This is a genomic window from Paenibacillus sp. FSL K6-1230 (assembly GCF_038002385.1).
Taxonomy (GTDB): Bacteria; Bacillota; Bacilli; order Paenibacillales; family Paenibacillaceae; genus Paenibacillus; species Paenibacillus massiliensis.
In genome coordinates this window covers 2904588-2924860 of sequence record NZ_JBBOCK010000001.1, presented here as the reverse complement: position 1 = coordinate 2924860, position 20273 = coordinate 2904588, and the positions used below count along the sequence as shown (strand labels likewise).

The 20273-nt window shown below is 48.6% G+C and carries 13 protein-coding genes and 1 pseudogene; 5 read left to right on the top strand and 9 right to left on the bottom strand.

Going from position 1 to position 20273, the window contains the following annotated elements; genetic code table 11:
• Nucleotides 1-126: 126 nt before the first annotated feature.
• A complete protein-coding gene (locus tag MKX74_RS12670; RefSeq protein WP_341178609.1) occupies nucleotides 127-2346 on the bottom strand; it encodes an FAD-dependent oxidoreductase in 2220 nt (739 codons plus the stop codon).
• 436 nt (nucleotides 2347-2782) lie between these two features.
• Between MKX74_RS12670 and MKX74_RS12665 the strand changes: the two genes are divergently transcribed.
• Complete coding sequence (locus MKX74_RS12665) at nucleotides 2783-4009, top strand: nitrate/nitrite transporter (RefSeq protein WP_341178608.1); 1227 nt, start codon at nucleotides 2783-2785, stop codon at nucleotides 4007-4009.
• Nucleotides 4010-4769: 760 nt separating this feature from the next.
• Here MKX74_RS12665 and MKX74_RS12660 read toward each other — a convergent pair.
• The 4 genes and pseudogenes from MKX74_RS12660 to nirB all read right to left on the bottom strand — a co-directional run bounded on the left by MKX74_RS12660 (nucleotide 4770) and on the right by nirB (nucleotide 9770).
• The gene (locus tag MKX74_RS12660) at nucleotides 4770-6149 is read right to left on the bottom strand and encodes a collagen-like triple helix repeat-containing protein (RefSeq protein ID WP_341178607.1); all 1380 of its coding nucleotides are present in this window, start codon (nucleotides 6147-6149) and stop codon (nucleotides 4770-4772) included.
• Between the two features lie 127 nt (nucleotides 6150-6276).
• Nucleotides 6277-6849, bottom strand: a pseudogene (locus tag MKX74_RS12655) (transposase); the annotation flags it as partial.
• A gap of 148 nt (nucleotides 6850-6997) precedes the next feature.
• On the bottom strand, nucleotides 6998-7321 hold the full coding sequence (gene nirD, locus MKX74_RS12650) for a nitrite reductase small subunit NirD (RefSeq protein WP_018884619.1): 324 nt from the start codon (nucleotides 7319-7321) through the stop codon (nucleotides 6998-7000).
• Nucleotides 7322-7340: 19 nt separating this feature from the next.
• On the bottom strand, nucleotides 7341-9770 hold the full coding sequence (nirB, locus tag MKX74_RS12645) for a nitrite reductase large subunit NirB (protein ID WP_341178605.1): 2430 nt from the start codon (nucleotides 9768-9770) through the stop codon (nucleotides 7341-7343).
• 431 nt (nucleotides 9771-10201) lie between these two features.
• Between nirB and MKX74_RS12640 the strand changes: the two genes are divergently transcribed.
• Both MKX74_RS12640 and MKX74_RS12635 read left to right on the top strand, forming a co-directional pair.
• The gene (locus tag MKX74_RS12640; protein ID WP_018884622.1) at nucleotides 10202-10780 is read left to right on the top strand and encodes an ANTAR domain-containing response regulator; all 579 of its coding nucleotides are present in this window, start codon (nucleotides 10202-10204) and stop codon (nucleotides 10778-10780) included.
• 23 nt (nucleotides 10781-10803) lie between these two features.
• On the top strand, nucleotides 10804-11862 hold the full coding sequence (locus MKX74_RS12635; protein ID WP_341178604.1) for an anthranilate phosphoribosyltransferase: 1059 nt from the start codon (nucleotides 10804-10806) through the stop codon (nucleotides 11860-11862).
• A 215-nt stretch (nucleotides 11863-12077) separates the two neighbouring features.
• Here the strand turns inward: MKX74_RS12635 and MKX74_RS12630 are convergent, their stop codons facing one another.
• Together MKX74_RS12630 and MKX74_RS12625 are read right to left on the bottom strand one after the other, a co-directional pair.
• Entirely contained in the window at nucleotides 12078-12323 is a 246-nt protein-coding gene (locus MKX74_RS12630) for a hypothetical protein (RefSeq protein ID WP_341178603.1), read from the bottom strand.
• Nucleotides 12324-12608: 285 nt separating this feature from the next.
• Nucleotides 12609-13541, bottom strand: a complete 933-nt coding sequence (locus tag MKX74_RS12625) for a family 43 glycosylhydrolase (RefSeq protein ID WP_341178602.1) — start codon at nucleotides 13539-13541, stop codon at nucleotides 12609-12611.
• 315 nt (nucleotides 13542-13856) lie between these two features.
• Between MKX74_RS12625 and MKX74_RS12620 the strand changes: the two genes are divergently transcribed.
• Nucleotides 13857-14081: a hypothetical protein gene (locus tag MKX74_RS12620; protein WP_341178601.1), complete on the top strand. Its 225-nt coding sequence runs from the start codon at nucleotides 13857-13859 to the stop codon at nucleotides 14079-14081.
• A 93-nt stretch (nucleotides 14082-14174) separates the two neighbouring features.
• Here MKX74_RS12620 and MKX74_RS12615 read toward each other — a convergent pair whose 3' ends face one another.
• Entirely contained in the window at nucleotides 14175-15131 is a 957-nt protein-coding gene (locus tag MKX74_RS12615) for a helix-turn-helix transcriptional regulator (protein ID WP_341178600.1), read from the bottom strand.
• 89 nt (nucleotides 15132-15220) lie between these two features.
• Here MKX74_RS12615 and MKX74_RS12610 point away from each other — a divergent pair, with 89 nt between their 5' ends.
• The gene (locus MKX74_RS12610) at nucleotides 15221-16654 is read left to right on the top strand and encodes a glycoside hydrolase family 1 protein (RefSeq protein ID WP_018884628.1); all 1434 of its coding nucleotides are present in this window, start codon (nucleotides 15221-15223) and stop codon (nucleotides 16652-16654) included.
• 282 nt (nucleotides 16655-16936) lie between these two features.
• Here the strand turns inward: MKX74_RS12610 and MKX74_RS12605 are convergent, their stop codons facing one another.
• The gene (locus MKX74_RS12605; protein WP_341178599.1) at nucleotides 16937-20098 is read right to left on the bottom strand and encodes a hybrid sensor histidine kinase/response regulator; all 3162 of its coding nucleotides are present in this window, start codon (nucleotides 20096-20098) and stop codon (nucleotides 16937-16939) included.
• Nucleotides 20099-20273: the final 175 nt, after the last annotated feature.

Here is a 20273-nt window from a genome sequence, read left to right as displayed (position 1 = left end):
GCCATCTAAGATGAATGGTGCTCCGTGCCATCCTAGATGAATAATGTTCATTCCCTCGCTAGCCATGTCCATTCGATAACTCTGTCTTTTCTCCAGCTGTGCTCTACCTTGCTTACTCTCTCTTTTCTATGTTTGCTCTAATGGTACTCTCACACGGCGTTGGATCGAGTCCACTAAGCTTGCTCTCTGTTCCAGATCCAGCAACTGTTCACGCACCGTGGTGAGTCCTATCCGATCCAGCCACTCAGACATTCGTTCATCATACTCGCTGGTATGTCTGTAGAGCTGCAAGCATGCCATTAGAAGCTGAAGCGCATGCTCCTCATCCTCTTCCACCCCGACAAGCTGCGCCTCACAGATAGGCGAGTGTGAATGACCGCCAGCATAGACTTCCCAGCCTATGGGACTTCGCATAAGTCCAATCGGTTGTACGTGCAGGACCAGAATGGGGTCGTTGATAGTATTGACGACAGCGTTGACCCTAGTTGGAAACACTATACCGCTCCAGCTCTCTGAGAGTCGACTCGCTAGTCTTCTCCCCTGTTCAGCCAATGCTCCCGACATAGCGTCAGCAGAATGACTCATCACATACAAGCTGTTGCCTGAAGTGGCCAGATCCTGATGATCCGATACTTTGTGAGTCTGCTGCAATCCTTGTTTTTCATGCAAAATATCAATGTAATATTCAATTGCAGGCATGCAGAGTCCACAGCCAGTCGATGACCGCCATCCTAGCCTAGCCATAGCCGCTACAGTCGTCAGCCCTGGATCAGATTCGCAAAGTTCGCGCAATTGGCTACATACGTCAGCGTGAGTCAGATCAGTGCATTCACATAGTGGCGCCTTCCTCTGGACTGGCGAAGCAGCAGCTTGGCTAGTGTTTCCCATATCTGTATGAGCGTACTGTACCAACGCCTTGACGATATTGAGACATCCGCCACAGGAGCCGGAGGCTTTGGTGTGTGCTCTGACTTCCTCCGCCGACTGCAGATTATGCTCACGTATTGTATTCATGATCGTTCGCTTGCTCACTGCGTTACATGCGCAGACGGTCTCCTGATCCGGCATGGAAGCCACCAGACTCAATGACCCATCGTTGCCCGTATCCGCCCGAGCAGCTGTCATTGCCGCTAATTCACTGACAGACGCGCTGCTGCGTACCATGCCTACCAAAGTCGTTCCTTCCATCGTATCACCGAATAGCACAGCACTATGCACGACACCATTCTTGGCTGTTATCCGCTTGTAAGTACGACGAATGCCATCATATTGCTGGATAACCGTTTCTGTCCCGGGCTCACTCAGATTGCCAACCGAGAATACATCGACCCCCGAAATCTTTAGCTTTGAATAAGGGATGGAGCCTCGGTACCCCTCATGCTCATGTCCGCACAGATGTGCAGCGAGCGCTTTGGCCTGCTCGTATAATGGTGCAACCAGACCGTAGGTAATCCCGCGATGCTCTGCGCATTCCCCTACAGCGTAGATATGAGGCTGGCTTGTTCTCATATAATCATCCACCACGATCGCCCGCCCCATCTGTAGACCGCAGTTTTTGGCTAGCGCAACATTCGGGCGTATACCGATGGCCATCACCACAATATCCGCCTTCAGCTCTGTGCCATCTGTGAATTCGAGGCCAGTAACCTGCTTCTTTCCCTTAATTCTCTTCGTATCCGCTGATAAACGAAATAGCATACCTTGGCCTTCCAGCTCCGCCTGCAGCATCCCGGCCGCTGGCTCATCCAACTGGCGGTTCATCAGATATGAGGTGTTGTGCACAACAACGACTTCCATTCCCAAGTGCAGCAGCCCTCGCGCAGCCTCAAGCCCCAATAGTCCGCCACCAATGACAACTGCCTTCTTATAGCGCTGGGAATATTCCACCATTCTGCTGCAATCCTCAATATTTCGAAATGAGATCACACCCTCTAGGTCCACACCCGGAAGCGCCGGAATGAAAGAGGATGAGCCGGTAGCTATGATTAAGCGCTCGTACGTGCGACAAGTCCCGGCAGTCGTCAAGACAGTTCGGGCATGCGGATCAATATCAATAACCCGTTCTCCCGTAATCAGTTCAATGCCATGCTCTGCATACCAGCTATAATCGTTTAGAATGATATCATTTAACTCAGCCCCGCCTTGCAGCATTTTGGATAGCATAATCCGGTTATAGTTGGGTTGCTGCTCATCCCCAATGACCGTAATATCGAATTGGTCTGGTGCGAGCTGTATAATCTCTTCTACGCATTTGATTCCAGCCATTCCGTTACCAATGATGAGTAGTCTAGTTCTCTCCATGGCACTCCCCACTTCCAGCTCCCAGCTTGTATTAATAGCTCTCATTCATCAAAGTCAGAAAACCTGACTCAATCGTTCACCTGCAGCGCAAAAGCGTCTTTGCGAACGTTCCCTCTCCTGTAGACAGAAAAAGCCCTTTTCCATTAAAAGAAAAGGGCTCCATTGCCGATTACACACAGCACCTCGTTGTGCTGCTCATATTAGTTCTAATATAATCTGCAATTTTAAATAAGTCAACAAAATTAACATCAAAAGGGTTCGAAAACGAAAATTCAGGTTTTTATAAAATTATGTGTCATGAATATTGACATTTGATATTTTGGTTTTTATAATTTTAATCAAAATAACATGGCTACATGTTCATCCAGCGAAGGCACAATGACGTGCTATTTCGTGTCGGCAAAGAGGCCGCCAACTTATGTCATCAGGACAAGTTGCGGCCTCTTTTTGGGTTGAGCAGGCTATACAGAGGAGTGGTTAGATGGATAAGACGAGTTTTTGGAAAAGCGGGCACAAGCCTACCCTATTAAGTTCATTCTTGTATTTCGACATCAGCTTCATGATCTGGGGCATGATCGGGCCACTTAGCGTACTCATTGCCCTCGATTACCCCATGGACCCGGTGCAAAAAGCCAACCTGGTAGCTCTCCCAGTGCTAGGCGGTTCCATATTACGTCTGTTGCTCGGCTTTCTATCCGATTACATCGGCCCAAAGCTAACGGGGCAACTGGGAATGGCCACGACCTTTATTCCATTGTTACTGGGATGGCTATGGGTCGATTCGCTGGATCAGCTCTATATTGTAGCCCTGCTGCTTGGCGTAGCTGGCGCTTCCTTCGCAGCCGCCCTGCCGCTTGCAAGTCAGTGGTATCCCAAAGAGCATCAGGGATTGGCCATGGGGATTGCCGGTGCAGGCAACAGCGGTACAGTCCTCGCGACCCTGTTCGCCAATCGGATCGCTGAGCATTTCGGAAGCTGGAAGATCGTGTTTGGCCTGGCTGCAATCCCGATGTTCATCGTCTTTATCCTGTTCTCCATCCTGGCCTCCAATAGCCCCAATCGCCCTGCACCCAAGCGTCTAAGCCATTATGCCAAGGTGCTGAGCCAAGGGGATGCCTGGGTATTCTGTCTACTCTATTGCGTAACGTTTGGTGGTTTCGTAGGCTTGGCGAATTATCTTACTATTTTCTTCAACGTGCAATATGGCCTGTCCGCTATTCAAGCTGCTGACATCGCAACCATATGTATTATCGCAGGTAGCTTCTTCAGACCAGTAGGTGGTTATCTGTCAGATCGCTTCGGCGGCATCAAGGTACTTACAATGCTTTACGGAGGTGCGGCACTCATGCTGGTAGGTGTATCCTTCCTGCCATCACTGCCTGTAGTCGTTGCTCTTCTGTTCATCGGCATGATGTGCCTGGGTGCTGGTAATGGCTCCGTATTCCAACTCGTGCCACAGCGTTTCTCTAATGAAATTGGATTAATGACAGGCATTGTTGGTGCAGCAGGCGGTCTCGGCGGATACGCGCTACCATTAATACTCGGCAATATGTATAAGGCTACAGGCTCCTACTCTCTCGGCTTTATTACGATCGGTATGGTAGCTGTGCTGGCCCTGATCCTGCTGCTCGTCATGCAGCTCAAATGGCGATATACCTGGCTGTCCTTACAAACAAAAAGAAGCGGCGAAACAGCAAAACCAGCATAAACAGCTCAGCAGCATACGATTTAACAAGCTGGTCAACTGTATAAGCATCTACGAACTCGCCTCATCACAGACGAAACAGTAGGCGATCCAATTAAGGGTCTCAACCTGCTATCAACTGTTAACCTCAGACAAAGGGACTTATCTCAAGCCCATACCACGGCAGAGAAAGTCCCTTTCCAATTTGTACGGATCACCTTCTAGCGCATATCTTAAACATTATAAATGTGGCCCTTTATACAGTAAAAATGTATATCCTATCAACTATGGTGCGGCCTGTTTCCTGAATGGCACCCATACCTCGTTTATGCCTTAGCTTGAAATTTCCTCCAACCTGGACATTTCCGATTTATCCTTTAATCATCGTATTTTATTAAAAGCAAGTACAGCATCATATGTCACAGAGGTTTTCTGTAAGCACTCATTATTGTAATAATTCGGTGACAAAACGTTCCGCGATTTCTAGATTCTCAGGCTTTTCAAGATATAGTTTTTCTGTCTTCAGGTGAAGACAGAATGACTTTACACAGGCATTATCATAGCAGTCCCCCGACGGGAGGACTACCCGTTAGGGCCTTCTTCAGTAGGCTCTGGGCGACCCGGAATACGAAACCACTGGTGCTACTTGCTCCTCTGTTAAGAACAGTCCTTCCCCTAAGGCCATGGATATTGCGTAGTCGGCCTCGCTGCTCGGATCGTAGTCAAGCGCAGCTCTATTGATACCCTTGCCCTGCTAGTGCCGAGTTAGATGACATCTTCTGCACTAAGCGAGTTGTGTAATAACAAGGTGAGCTGAGACAGGCCTTGTTCCACCAGCAAGAGGAGTGATCGTTAGTGCGGTGGAATTACCAGTAGGATTTCGTATGGTCAAAATTGAATTAATGACCGTCGTTTCTACCAATGCCATTCCTATGATCTGAGATGTGCCTGTTGCTCGCCCGACTACCGTATAGGCCAAATCATCACCATTGAGCGTTAAAATCAGTTGTCCTGCTTCAGTTACACTCACTTGAAACAATACTTGATACGTACCGATTGCGGCCAAGTTAAATGAACTATCACCCGTTCGTGCAATATTAGTTCCACTACTAGGTCCATTTTGCGGAAAACTTACGTCTGTACCCGGAGCAACAGTTGCTGCATTATCAGGAGGCATCAATGCAAAAAAATCTGCAAAGTTCAACACTGCTCCCGTGGCGCCAGTCGAGCCTGTGGCACCCGTTGCTCCTGCTTCGCCAGTCGGACCTGTGGCGCCTGTTGCTCCTGTTGCACCAGTCAGACCTGTGGCGCCCGTTGCTCCTGCTTCGCCAGTCGGACCTGTGGCACCCGTTGCTCCTGCTTCGCCAGTCGGACCCGTGGCACCCGTTGCTCCTGTTGCACCAGTCAGACCTGTGGCGCCCGTTGCTCCTGCTTCGCCAGTCGGACCTGTGGCGCCCGTTGCTCCTGCTTCGCCAGTCGGACCCGTGACGCCTGTTGCTCCTGTTGCACCAGTCGAGCCTGTGGCACCCGTTGCTCCTGTTGCACCAGTCGGGCCTGTGGCGCCCGTTGCTCCTGCTTCGCCAGTCGGACCCGTGGCACCCGTTGCTCCTGCTGCACCAGTCAGACCTGTGGCGCCCGTTGCTCCTGCTTCGCCAGTCGGACCTGTGGCACCCGTCGCTCCTGCTTCGCCAGTCGGACCCGTGGCACCCGTTGCTCCTGTTGCACCAGTCGGACCCGTGGCGCCCGTTGCTCCTGCTTCGCCAGTCGGACCCGTGACGCCTGTTGCTCCTGTTGCACCAGTCGAGCCTGTGGGACCGCTTGGCCCACCAACTGGTCCAGTAGCCCCCGTAGGACCCGTTGGACCTGTTAAAGACGGGGCGGCTAAAATGTTCTCCAATTTAAATTGGAGAAGTATTTCTTTCTTGACTATTTCCTGCAAAGTATCTCTTACACTGGCATCAACAGCAAGCAAGTCACTGATGCTTGCAGGCACAGTAATTCCCGGTAAAGTTCCGACAGCGTATTGTATTTTTTCGGCTTCGGCATTTATGATATGACCTAACCCCAGCTCTTCAATGGCAATCGATGCTAACAAAAGATTAAGAGCATCATCCCTCGTAATGGTAATAGCTGGTGTAATATTGGGTATATTGGATTGTGACAAATTACACACCCTTTCATAGCTATTATTTATTTAATAACATATGTGCTTTGAAGAAATAAAGTTCCTGCATAGATCAGATGAACCGCAGCTAGAAACGGCTAGGCCCACTCGTGAAATTATAATTAGGTTGATACTGATGCTCGATCTTCAAGAAAACTACTGACACCTCCCGATTTCCTTCCGTCTTCGTACAACGCTCCTTCAGGGGGCAACCTTCGTAGGAGGTACTTAGATAATGTCGTTTGTGAATTTCATATCCATTTGTTAAGGCTTCCTTGTGTTCTCTACGGAGATGCAGCGTTTGCCCAGCCGGGCAGATCCATGTATTCCCTGCTTCGTGATACGACCAGTTCTCAATCTTAGAGATGTTCGCTTTCAACGCTTTGCTCTTGTCTTTATGGTAGCTTCCGTATTTCACGACAGCCGTGATTTCTTTCATTTCTAGGTAAGCGTAGTTTTCTTCACCACCATAGCCTGCGTTTGCAATGACGGCCTGTGGAAGTCTCCCTAATAGTTCCCCGGCTTTTTCCATAAGCGACTGCAAACAGCGGGTATTTGTCGACCGTTGGTGGATACTGTAGGCTAATATAAACTAATTTCCCATTCCTTCCTGCACGTTATAGCCGGGTTTCAGCTGGCCGTTTCGCATGTAATCTTCTTTCATCCGCTTGAAAGTCGCATCCGGGTTCGTTTTGCTGAACTTCAAAACCAAAGGGCGTACCAAAAGCCATGAAATGGCTTTTGGTACGCCCCCCCCTTAATTCGAATACTATACTATTCAACAAAAAATGGTGTACCATCTATACTGTAGATATTCCAACATTTCTCGTTACTCATCCTTCAACAAGCTACGCTCCATTAACCAGAATGTAGACATCCCCACTTTGTTCATCAATCTCTGTGGCGAAAGTAGTCACCCTTCCTACATCCGGCTCATGTACATTGCCGCTTGCCAGATCGATCTTCCAATCATGCAACGGACAATGGACCTTGTGACCGCAGACCATCCCTTCAGACAGCTTTCCTCCTTTGTGAGGACAGTGATTCTCCAGCGCCTTGATGCTTCCATCCTGCAAGCGAAATAATGCTACCTCTTTATCCTCTATGCGAAGGGTTCTTGCACCCAATTTGTCGATCTCACTCAGGTGTGCTACGCGAATCTTGCTCTCCATCTCTTTTCCCCCTCCTATATTACTCTGTTACAGCCTGCAGGCCAGCCAAAGGTTCGAAATTCTTGCGAAGTCCGCCGTCCTCGACGATCTCTTTCCAAGGATCTCTTGTGTAGCTTAACGTCTCATCCAGTCTGCCTTGCAGGCGCTTGCGCTCCTCTGGGTCTGAAAGGGCTGTCTTAACCGCTTCAATACCGACGCGCTCCATCCAGTGGGCTGTACGCTCATTCCAGGTGGCCTGCTCACGGTAATATTGCAAATAGGCCGATGACCATTCCAGCACTTCCGCTTCTGTCTTGACGGTGCATAGCAGCTCCGCTGCACGTACCTTGATGCCTCCATTACCACCGACATACAATTCCCAGCCTCCGTCAATGGCTACAATACCGACGTCTTTGATGGCAGCCTCTGCACAGTTACGCGGACAGCCGGAGACAGCAAGCTTAACCTTGGCTGGCGCATTCATACGCTCAAACGCCTTTTCCAGCTTAATGCCCATATCCATTGCATCCTGTGTGCCAAAGCGGCAGAACGTATTACCTACACAGGTCTTTACCGTTCTCAGCGTCTTTCCATAAGCATGCCCGGAAGGCATATCCAGCTCCTCCCAGATCTTCGGCAGGTCCTCCTTCTTGACACCAAGTAAATCCAGCCGCTGTCCACCTGTAAACTTCACCAAAGGAACCTCATATTTCTCCGCGACATCTGCAATCTTCTTCAGATCAGCTGGCGAGGTGACTCCGCCATAGATTCTAGGTACTACGGAATACGTACCATCCTTCTGGATGTTGGCATGGTAGCGTTCATTGGTGAAGCGGGATTCCTTCTCGTCCACATATTCAGCCGGCCATAACATCCCCAGGTAATAGTTCAGGGCAGGGCGGCACTTGGAGCAGCCTCCTTCCTCTTCCCACCCCAGCACATTCATAACTTCCTTGACAGTCATCAGACCCATTTCTTTAATGCTGTCTACGATCTCATCCCGACTCAGCGAGGTACAGCCACAGATACCTTCCTTGACCGATGTCGCCTCATCTCCCGCATATAAATGAAGGAGACCCTCTACCAGTGGCTTACAGCCTCCGCAAGAAGCAGACGCCTTCGTGCAAGCCTTGATCTCGCCGACTGTTCGACAACCGCCAGCAACAGCGTCTGCAATGTCCTTCTTGCTCACACCATTACAGCCGCAGATGATCTCGTCATCACTCATGGCCTCAAGCATGGCCGAGCCTGAATTACCGGCTTGACCTGGCGCATATCCGAGCAGAAGCTCTTTTTCCCGGCCAGCAATGGACTCACCACTTTTAATCAGCGAGAACAAGGACGCTCCATCGGAGGTATCCCCGAACAATACAGCTCCGACGAGACGCTCGTCGCGGATGACAATCTTTTTATACACACCATCTATTTCGTCCTGATACCGCATGGAGCGCATACCTGGCTCATCGTTATAATAGCCTGCAGAGAATACATCCACACCAGACACCTTCAGCTTGGTGGAGGTTACGGAGCCTGCGTAGCCCTCGCTACCAATTCCCGCCAGCTGCTTGGCTAGTACAGCCCCTTGCTCATATAGTGGAGCTACAAGACCATACGCAATCCCGCGATGCTCTGCACATTCACCTACAGCATAGATATCCGGGATGCTGGTATGCATGAAGTCATCCACAATAATCCCGCGGTTCGTATCTAGGCCTGCGGATTTGGCTAATTCAATATTGGGCTTGATCCCGACGGCCATCACGACCAGATCTGCTTCCAGAGTGGTGCCATCCGCGAAACGAAGTCCATTCGCCCGCTTACGACCCATGATCTCTGCAGTCTGGTGGCTTAGCAGGAACTTCATTCCTTGAGCTTCCAACTCACGCTGCAGCATCACAGAGGCCGGTCTATCCAGTTGGCGATCCATGAGCCCTTCACTATTATGAATGACAGATACATCCATCCCCAGATTCAAAAGCCCCCGTGCTGCTTCAAGGCCTAGTAGGCCACCACCGATGACGGCTGCCTTGCTGTATTTCTTGGCGCTCTCCATCATCGTGTGACAATCTTGGATGTTGCGGAAGCCGATGACCCCCTCTTTATTCGCTCCTGGAAGAGGTAGAATGAAGGCATTGGAGCCTGTGGCAATAAGCAGCACATCATAGGCTACCTCCATGCCCTTGAGAGATCTCACCACCTTATTCGCAGGATCAATGTGCTGGACTGGATCTCCTGTGTGAAGGTGAATCCCGTTGTCTTCATACCAATCCCAGTCATTAATGACGATATCGCGAATATCCGACCCTCCCGCCAGGACCGTCGACAGCATAATGCGGTTGTAATTCGGGTGCGGCTCCTCTCCAAAAACAGTGATCTCATACGCATCAGGAGCAAGCTTCAACAAATGTTCTATTGTTCGTATACCTGCCATCCCATTTCCGATCAGTACCAGTTTCTTTGCACTTCCCATCCTACATATCCCCCTTCTGCGAGCTTCAAGCCTTATGGCAGCACGGAAACAGAAAAAGCCCGCTCATGCGCAAAGAGACATCGCTCTATGCTACACGAAGACGGGCTTCATTGCCGCTTCCAGACAGATACGCCGTTGTATCCATCAGATTAATGACCTTGTAAGTTAAGGTAATATTAGCTTTAATATAAAAGGAATTCACGACCATGTCAACTATCTTTACGCAAAAAGTGTTTAACTTATAAAGTAACAGAAGAATAAGGTAAAAAGAGGCAATAAAAATCACATTTTCAGAAAAAAATGATTGCTTTTTTGTTAAAACACCTCCAGAATGTACGAAAAGACACCAATACTGATGCGAAACCTGCTCGTTAGCAAGTAATTATATGTCAGGTTATATAACCCGATACTACAGGAGGGAAATTCCCAGCATGCGTTCTTTTCTTATTATTGACGCCCAACCGCCGGAGAATCTTTCCAAATATCATCCTGAATCCATCATGTTATCCTACGGTTATCAGGTGCATCCTTCCGGTAGCGAGGCTATCGTTCGTGAGTCCATCCAGCATGCGGATGCCATGATCCTACACCTGCCACTCTCTTCAATAGAGACATGGGGAAATACCCTCGTCAAGCAGAGGTCCTTACCTATCTTCTGGTGGTGCAGCACCGAGACGGCCCAGTCGTCGCTGCAGGATTGCGAAGTAAATGTATCCATTGACGGAGTGCTTACCCCATCTATGACGGAGCAGGAGCTTCACTGGTCACTGCATTTTGGAGAAAAGCGATTCTTCGAGCGGCAGCACTGGCATAGCGAACGGGAGCAACTGCACGCACGTCTGGAGGAGCGGAAATGGATTGATAAAGCTAAGGGGATACTTGGACAAATTAACGGCATACCCGAGGCCGAAGCCTATGACGTCCTGCGCAAGAAGGCCATGAATGATCGCAAGCGTATTGTCGATGTAGCGATATCTATTGTTAAAGCGCACGAAATGCTTAGAGCATAGTAATCCGAGAAGGAGAATTGACGATGAACATGATCGATGTCTTGAAGGAGGTTGGACGTGGCAAACGCGGAGCCCGTGACCTCACCTACGAAGAAGCCTTGCAGGCCGCAGAGCATATTCTTGGCGGCACAGCCACACCGGCACAGATCGGTGCCTTCCTTGCTGCGGAGCGCATCAAGATGGAGAGCGTGGAGGAGCTTGAGACATTCGTGCTAACCTGCCGTAAGTATGCTCAGCGACCTGCACTGCAGCAAGGCATTGATTTTGCTGGCCCCTACGACGGTAGAGTCTCGTCCTTCATTGCCACTTTTCCAACAGCGTTTCTGCTTGCAGCAGCGGGCTTACCAGTCACACTTCACGGAACCTCTCCGCTCCCTCCAAAATGGGGCATTACATTGTCTATACTCCTGAAGGAGCTGGGAATTCATCCTGAACAGGCGGCTAACGAGCTCATGGCCAGGGCAGCGGTAACTTCAGGAGTGACCTATATGCATGCCGAAGCATGGTGCCAACCGCTCAAAAGGCTTCGCTCCATTCGTGAGGAACTGGGACTACGTACTGTACTGAATACCATGGAAAAGCTGGTGGACTACAACCATTCACCTTACATCGTGTTCGGCGTTTTCCATAATACGGTATTCGAACGAACTGCCAAGCTCCTGAATCGCTTGAATTACCAAAGTGCATTGATTATTCAGGGCGTTGAGGGGTCGGAGGATCTTCACATTAACAGACCTACCCGCACTTACCGGTTGGATGCTGGTCATACGACCATGGAGGTCATTGATCCGGAAATGTTCGGTCTGGAGGCTGAGCTGCCAGAAATGACCTGGACCCCTGCTGCCCAGATTCGAGTTACTGAAGAGGTCCTGCGCGGTGAGGGGCATATGGCATTCATGAATCAGGTATTGCTGAATGGGGCAGTCCGCCTGCATGTCGCTGGCCGTGTGGATTCTATTGAGGAAGGAATCTATACCTGCAAGCTCCTGTTGGAGAACGGCGAAGCCTGGCGCACCTATACCGGCTGGCGTTCCGTTATGCAAGAGAGTCTACAGGCGGAGGCACCCTCCTCCAGTCGTTAAGGATGTTAAAGATGTCACGCAAAAAAACGTCTTTCGACGTACTTCCACAGAAGAAAGACCGCGTTTGGGTGAAGTTTTCTTACGATATCGAATTTGCTCAGCTTCGCTAAAACTTATAAATTCAATTATATTCGAAAAAAAAGCTCTCCCGACAACGACGGTTCGGGAAAGCTTTTTTTCCTATTGCTGACTTGGACCACTCTGCTTGCAAGCAGCTATCTGTATGTACGACTCGACATGTAGTAGGTCTGCGAAGGGGCTACATGCTGTGACTGAAAATAAATGCTATGGTCTGTCTGAATCGCATTTGAAGTTGACTGGTTTGCAGGTCGGGTACTTACATTCATTCCGTCTGTTCCTTGAGGTGCCAGATAACCGATGATGCAGGCCAGCAAAAAGCATACAGCGCTAAGCAATGCCGCTCTTGCCCGAGGGTGTCGATCTGCGTAATCCCGTAGCATGACATCCATCCTTTTCAATGAGTTTCCTAAGATACTCATAGCATATCATGGCTGACAGATCGCAGTAACTTGCCTGAGACGAGGATTTAACCTCGACTTTAGTCTAAGTCTCCCCCTAGACCCACAGCTCAAGCCCCCTCCTGTCGTTACAACCTTTTCACCTAATCAAAAGATATTCACTCGACCAGAGGACTTGATGTATTGCCTGTATTGCCCATGTGTATGCTTAATAATCCCAGCCTGTCCCACTATGGATAAGCCTGTCTGCGTGGACCAGACTACAGACTACAAAAGCGGTCGTGATAGCCTCAGCTCACATTCCGCATTGCGATCACACCGAAGTGTGCCCCCCTCCACCTTGAGCTTGGCGACCTGGATGGACGTTCTGCGCTGCCCATAGGTGGTAAGCTCTTCATGAGATGAGCTTCGCCCCGGATGGGTGAAGTAAAAGATATACGCCTCTTCTCCCTGAACGACCACATCTGCATGTAGCCCTACCCCAGAATCGTCTTGACGTGTACCTGACTGCTCCAGAATGAGACCTGTTCGCTCCCACTGCTCGGCATCCGTCGATCGAAATACTCCCTGCCCTCTCCATTCGTCCACGATCATCCAGTAGAATTCGGACATGAAAAATACATTCGGTCCTTCATGTGCGCAATGCGTCAGCACCGGGCCCACCACTTCCCAATCGACCAAATTTATACTATCGGCAGCATACGTGTGGGAATGATTAGCCTCATCCTTGTACCACATCCGGAATGTACCATCTGGCAAAGGATACACACACGCGTCAATGACCCGATCCGAGCTAAGGGACAGCCGCCCCATTAGCGTCCACTGCTGAAGATCAGGGCTCGTGTAATGAATAATATGCCGCTCATGTCCAGCCCACTCCGTAGGCACACCTTGAATGTAGCTCACATACATATGATAAGTACCTTTATGATAAATGATTTCCGGTGCCCAGAATGTATTTCGTCCCCATTCAAATTCAAGTCCTTGAAGTGTCCCTCGGTACAACCAGCTTCGCCCCTCGTCTCTGGATACAGCGACTCCAAGATCAGTTCCGTGTACCCAGGCTACACCTGGCCCCTCCACCGTTGCTCTGCGATTTGTGTAAATCATCCACCATTCCTCTGTAACATGGTTCCAGATTACGGTAGGATCTGCTGCTCCATCCATGATAGGATCTCTGAATAAAGGACTGCTCTTCATAAACACTCTCTCCTTCGGATATAAATATAGTAATCTATAATTCAGAATCGAATTTCATTAACAATATAGTTGATATATTCATAAATATATTACTATATTTCAACCATAGAATACTACATCCTTCATCCAATGGATAAAAAAGAAAATATTATTATTTTCAGTCCCATAATTTTCTTGAAAAGTGATATAGAATCATATAATATAGAACAAGAGTTTCCATACATACAAAAAAGAAATGGGGTTAATTGCAACATGTCAACACACGTACAATCCAACTTATCCAAACCAAACGCTGATTTTTCCAGTCATCCACCAATGTCTGTGAAAGATTGGATGATCACCATCCTGATTCTGGCGATTCCTGTGGTCAACTTGATCATGATGTTCGTTTGGGCATTCGGAGGCGGAGCAAATCCCAGCAAAGCCAACTATTGCAAAGCTGCTTTGATCTGGGCTGCCATCGGTCTTGTAATCTACGGTATCATCATGGTTCTTACACTGGTAGTCTTCGCATCTGCAACGAGCAGCCTTAGCTATTAATACATGTTGTCCTGATTCGGAAATGTGTAGCTGCATCAGGAACAAACAGCCAGACGTCAATACTGACGTCTGGCTGTTCTATTTTTGCTTTAACTATTCTTTATCGTTCGCTTCGTATTCTATTCTTTCTTTATAATCCTGGTTCCGCAAATGCTCTACGGCCTTTTGATGTCTAATCAGCAGCTGTTCACGAACTTTATCCGGCTTCAATACCGTCAATTCCGCACCGAAGGACATTAGGAAGGAATATAACCGCTCGCCTTCTTCAATACGCACAGACACTCTAAGCCTCCCATCCGCCTCTCGCCGAATGCTGAGCGGGTCAAAATAATCAGGCACCCTGTAGGCAATCGCTCGCGAGAACAACATCTCAAGCTGAACCATCTCATGCTCCTCATGCACTCGTTCCTCTACTGAAGCGGCTGAGCTTGAATCAGCTACCTCTGACACAAACCGTAGCTCTGTGATCCGTTTGATCTTGTACGTCTCTAAGCCCGCCTCCTGTTGTGCTATATACTTTATTCCTTTGAAATACCACGAATTGTTCTTGAAAATGAGCTTGACTGGCTGTGCCGTCTCCTTGCTCGCCCCTCCATTAGAGTCCACGTAGTCAAATGCAATCAACTGTCTCGTGAATATTCCTTGCTTCACCTGATTGAATAGCTCCATCTCCTCGGCAGGAGCACTGTCCCATGGCGAATATTCGAACTCGATCCAATCCAGCTTATGGTCGAATAGGGTTGTGAGACGTTTAAGCATATGAGCACTGTTCAGATGAGGTATCGCACTGACACTGTATAGCCCCAGCAAAATCTCATTCTGCTCATCCTCGCTCAGCAGAGACTTGTCCATGACATAGTTATCCATCAAATGGATGCCACCATGCTTCCCCATCGTGGTATAAATCGGGATGCCGGCAGCACTTAGACGATCAATATCACGGTATACCGTGCGTACAGATATCTCGAACAGCCGTGCTAGCTCGGGGGCTGTCGTTTTCTTTTTTTCCAGTAACAATAACAGCATTCTGAATAACCGGTTCTGTTCCATAACCTGAGTATACCATGACAGTAGTTGTCAGGGTATACATGCTACACTGATGGTGAAGGCTTGACCACTCATGAAGGAGGATTCACAGGATGAAGATGAAGGAAGGTTTCTTTTGGGGCGGCGCTACGGCAGCCAATCAATTCGAAGGTGGATGGAATAAGGGAGGTAAAGGACCTAGCACCTCGGACATGATGACTGGAGGCACGCATACGACTCCTCGACGCATTACGCCTGTACTGGAAGAGGGAACGTATTATCCAAGCCATGAGGCGGTTGATTTCTACGGGCATTACAAGGAAGATATTGCATTAATGGCTGAGATGGGCTTCAAAATGTTCCGCATGTCCATCAACTGGTCACGGATCTATCCGAACGGTTATGATCTGGAGCCTAATGAGGAAGGCTTGCAGTTCTACGACGATGTATTTACTGAATTGAAAAAGCATAACATCGAGCCGCTAGTTACCATATCTCACTATGAGACCCCGTTTGGTCTGACAGAGAAGTACAACGGCTGGGCTTCGAGAGAGGTCATCGACCACTATATCCGTTACTGTAATACGATCTTTAATCGCTATAAGGACCAAGTCACTTATTGGCTGACTTTCAATGAAATCAACTGTCTAACGATGCCAATGGGAGCTTACATGGCTGCAGGCATTCTCTTCGATGGCAAAACTACATTGACGGATGGAATCGACAATCCGCAGATCCGTTTTCAGGCATTGCACCACCAATTCGTGGCCAGCGCCAAGGCTGTTCAGCTTGGTCACCAGATCAATCCGAATTTCAAGATCGGCTGCATGATTGCCTTTATGACCACATATCCGAACACTTGCAATCCAGATGATATCTTGCTGGCACAGAAAAAAGATCAGATCTCCAACATGATCTGTGGCGATGTACAGGTACGGGGAGCATACCCTGGCTTCGCTAAGCGTTTCTTCGCAGAGGAAGGCATTCAAATTGAAATGCAGCCTGGCGATGAGCAGACACTACGTGATGGGTGCGTTGACTTCTACTCCTTCAGTTACTACATGTCCCTCGTGGAAAGCGCTGATCCATCCGTGGAGAAAGTCGGTGGCAACCTGCTTGGAGGTGTCAAGAACCCTTATCTGGAAGCATCAGACTGGGGCTGGCAGATTGACCCGCAAGGCCTGAGATACACGCTGAACCATCTGTATGACCGCTACCAGATTCCGCTCATGGTTGTGGAAAACGGACTGGGCGCTGTGGATGTCGTTGAGGAAGATGGCACCATTCAGGATGACTACCGTATTCAATATTTGCGGGACCACATTATTCAGATGCAGGAAGCTGTTGCTGATGGCGTTGACCTGATTGCATATACCATGTGGGGATGTATTGACCTCGTGAGTGCCTCCACAGGTGAGATGAAGAAGCGTTATGGCTTCATTCACGTCAACAAGGACAACGATGGTAATGGAGACCTTAGCAGAACCCGCAAGCAAAGCTTCCACTGGTACAAGCAAGTCATTGAGTCCAATGGTGAGAAGCTGTAACCTTTCATTTACGTAATAGATTCATCTCTAGCATCAACTCATTAGCTTCAGCTAATAGTTGCACTGTTGCATCCTGATGAATACGTAATATCAATAGACCCAGCACTACACAGTGCTGGGTCTATTGATATTGACCATCTGTATTGGTCTTCTGTTCCGATCTTCTGTATTGATCTATTGTATTAATCTTCTGTATTGATCTACTTTTACTTAACTCCTCCGAATGAGCAGGTAACGGATTACAGTTCGCGGCATCCTTATATCCAACGTTGTACTATGATCTCACTTCACTTCTGCAACTGGAACCTTGAAAGACACCACCGTTCCTGCACCAGGAGTGCTGGAAATCTGTAAACCTCTCCCATATAGCTGCCTAAGCCGCTTATCCGTGTTCTTCAAGCCTACTCCGCTAGTTGAAGCTGAGCCGGGTTGCAATAAGGTCTCAAGCTGCTTCTCATCTATACCGACTCCATCATCCATGACCATAATTTCCGCCTGCTGTCCATAGATAGCAACAGCAATGGTAACTGTTCCCCCGCTTCCTCTCACTAGAATCCCATGCCTCAAGGCATTTTCAACTAAAGTCTGCAAGGATAAGGGCGGAATCCTCACCTTATCCTTTGCATCCTCCGCAATGTCCCATTGAATCTGAATTCTATCGCCAAAGCGCTCTTGTTCTATATATAGGTAGGACCGCAGCAAATCCAGCTCATGCCCCAGAGGAAGCAGTTGGTACATATTTATGGGATCGAAGCTACGATGTAGATAATTGCCAAATTCATGAAGCATCGTAACCATCCGATCTGTGTCAACCTCACTTAGGGATGCTATGGTATTCAGCGCATTATGCAGAAAATGAGGTTGAATCTGCGCCTGAAGCCATGCGGCCTCCATACGGAGGCGCTCCCCGAATGACTGCTTCAGAGACACCCAAGCCCGAATGCGAAGTCTAAGCTCCATGGCCCCTACAGGCTTGGTGACATGATCATTCGCACCTGACAGAAAAGCAGTCTGCACATCCTCAGGCTGGTTACGTGCGGTTAACAAAATAATGGGAAGCTCAGATATCGAGAACTGCATACGAATTCTCTCGGTTAGCTCATAACCAGACATATGCGGCATCATGACATCCGAGACTACAAGGTCCCACTCACCTTGATGAAGCTTCAGTAATGCCTCCTTACCACTTAACATGCTAGTGATATCATAATGCTCCGAAGCCAGCATATCGCGAAGGATGTCAAGATTAACGGGGTCATCATCAACAATTAGTATTCTCGGACGCTGGCCCTCTGACAGCAGTTCTGAATTCTCTACTGAACCCGCCTGCTGAATCCTAACCTCATCCAGCCATGCAGTATTCGCATGCTCGCGGAGCAAAGGTGTCTCTGATATTGCTGTGAATGCTGCTGACTCTATTCGCTCCTCCTGACCTGAATTGCGATCCGCATAGCTTTCCTGAACTGAAGCTGCCGCTGCAAGGCTGAACGAAAATTCAGAACCTGTACCTGGAATCGAATGAATGCGAAGCTCCCCACCATGCAATTCGACCAACTGCTTGGTGATGCTTAACCCAAGCCCAATGCCGCTGCCGATAGCGGAAATGCTGGAGTCACCTCTCACATATGGCTTTAATATTCTGGCTTGCGTCTCTTGATCCATTCCAATGCCCGTATCCGTGACACGGATCATCACCATACCTTTATGGGATTCTGCTGAAATGGTGATTGTGCCTTCCTCAGTATACTTGATTGCGTTATGCACCAGATTGAACAGAATTTGTAGCAGTCGGTTCTCATCCGCCAGGACAGGTGGACAGCTTGCAGAGATGTCAACGACAAGCCCAAGCTTTTTTCCTTCTGACAAATAACGCAGCATATCGGTCACACCATGAGCCAATGCGTGAAGGTTCAGCATTCTCTTATTCAGACGAAGATTTTGCTCCTTCAGCAGTGTCACATCCAATAGATCATTCAGAAGCAATGCCATGCGCCTACTCACATTGATCACAAGCTCCAGTCTGCCCTGACTACGAGACCCGAGCTCTCCGCTGGCCTCCTCCAGCACCGACTGCGCCATATTAATGATGCCGTGCAAGGGATTGCGCAGCTCATGGGAAGTATTCGCCAGGAAGTCATCCTTCAGCTTGTCTGCCTTCTGCAGATCAGCGGCCATCTTCTGCACTCGTAGCGTATTCTGATAGAATCGGTTGAACCAGAAGGCTGCAAATCCAAGGAACGCAATAATCAAATCGATAGGATAGTAAGGCATATCTGACCAGAAGTAAGCCTTAATCATTCCGCTGCTAACCTGATTTACTGTTACAGCAGCTACCGATAGTAGAATGAGAAAAGCATCCTTCTCTCCTCTATAAATTGCACCTAGCACAAATCTGGGGATAAAGATCACGTTGATTATGAACAGGACTAGCAGCATTTTCCGTACCGGAACAATCCACTCCAACGGAACAATAAGCGCTACCAGCAGACAGAGCACACCAAAGATATTAAACAAACGCATGAATCGCTTGAACGTTCCCTGACCGAACATGGCATGCCCGAACCAGGTCAGACACAGCCCAATGCCCAAATAGCTGATCAGTCTGATTTTGGTGGTCCAGAACATATTCAGAGGGAACCATTCCATCAGGACACGATCATCATCTGACAGGATCGCGAAAAAAGTAAATATAAGCAGTGCGGTAAAAAACAACACGGATTTATTACGGTAGCCCAGGAAATATAAAATGATACTAAAGAAGGCATGCATTAAAATAACGACAGCCACCGTTAGCTGCAAGGATTGCCTGAGCAGGACCTCGTGGTCAATCGCTGCCGCCGTACCGAGCTTGATCGACTGCGTGATGCCTCCTGCGTATGCATAATCAAAATTGGACACCTGAATCACCATATCCAGCTGCTGCGCGTCAGGTCTAAAGTACGCTGAATACGGGTTGTTATTGGGATCATTCTGCTCTACCGTAATCGAAGGATGACCATTCTCCATGACCAGCTCATGATTGATGTACAATCTCGATGCCGTCTGAATACTTGGTAAACGAAGTCCGTAAATATCATTCGGTTCATCCACCAATACCCGCAGCCTGTATGTACCGATCCCATAATTCGTTCCCGTAGCTGTCTGCTCCTTCCAGCTGCCAGGAACCTGTATCCACTGACGATCTACAGCAACGTCTTTACTTGTAAGCAAGGCTGGCTCCAGCAGCTGTTCCGGGTAAAATTCCCATTCGCCGTTAATGGTCACGATGCGCTTGTCGTCAAAGGACATACCACGCAGATCGAGGATTCCCTCTTTGGCCAGTGGCGAAGGCGGCTGTATATTGTAGTTAAGCCATAACAGTCTGATACCTAGTATTACAACTACGAATAGTAGAAGTATAGATAGCATTTTCTTCCCGGTTAGCGAGTCTATAAATTTTTGCAAGGCATCCAATCCTTTTCATAAATTTCGTACATTCTATGGTGACGGTCAAATTCACTAGTTGATTATATCAACTGACTTGCTGTTTTGTAACGAGTGGAGTGAACCGAATCTCAAAATTTTATTAAGAAAAAAGACACCTTCTGTACTTTACAGTAACAGTAGGTGCCATGAGAAT

What these genes read in the sequence shown, in the direction of transcription:
- MKX74_RS12670 (WP_341178609.1), bottom strand. Translation starts at nt 2,346, where the DNA reads ATGAGAGCTATTAATACAAGCTGGGAGCTGGAAGTGGGGAGTGCCATG.
- MKX74_RS12665 (WP_341178608.1), top strand. Translation starts at nt 2,783, where the DNA reads ATGGATAAGACGAGTTTTTGGAAAAGCGGGCACAAGCCTACCCTATTA.
- nirD (WP_018884619.1), bottom strand. Translation starts at nt 7,321, where the DNA reads ATGGAGAGCAAGATTCGCGTAGCACACCTGAGTGAGATCGACAAATTG.
- nirB (WP_341178605.1), bottom strand. Translation starts at nt 9,770, where the DNA reads ATGGGAAGTGCAAAGAAACTGGTACTGATCGGAAATGGGATGGCAGGT.
- MKX74_RS12640 (WP_018884622.1), top strand. Translation starts at nt 10,202, where the DNA reads ATGCGTTCTTTTCTTATTATTGACGCCCAACCGCCGGAGAATCTTTCC.
- MKX74_RS12635 (WP_341178604.1), top strand. Translation starts at nt 10,804, where the DNA reads ATGAACATGATCGATGTCTTGAAGGAGGTTGGACGTGGCAAACGCGGA.
- MKX74_RS12630 (WP_341178603.1), bottom strand. Translation starts at nt 12,323, where the DNA reads ATGCTACGGGATTACGCAGATCGACACCCTCGGGCAAGAGCGGCATTG.
- MKX74_RS12625 (WP_341178602.1), bottom strand. Translation starts at nt 13,541, where the DNA reads ATGAAGAGCAGTCCTTTATTCAGAGATCCTATCATGGATGGAGCAGCA.
- MKX74_RS12620 (WP_341178601.1), top strand. Translation starts at nt 13,857, where the DNA reads ATGTCTGTGAAAGATTGGATGATCACCATCCTGATTCTGGCGATTCCT.
- MKX74_RS12615 (WP_341178600.1), bottom strand. Translation starts at nt 15,131, where the DNA reads ATGGAACAGAACCGGTTATTCAGAATGCTGTTATTGTTACTGGAAAAA.
- MKX74_RS12610 (WP_018884628.1), top strand. Translation starts at nt 15,221, where the DNA reads ATGAAGATGAAGGAAGGTTTCTTTTGGGGCGGCGCTACGGCAGCCAAT.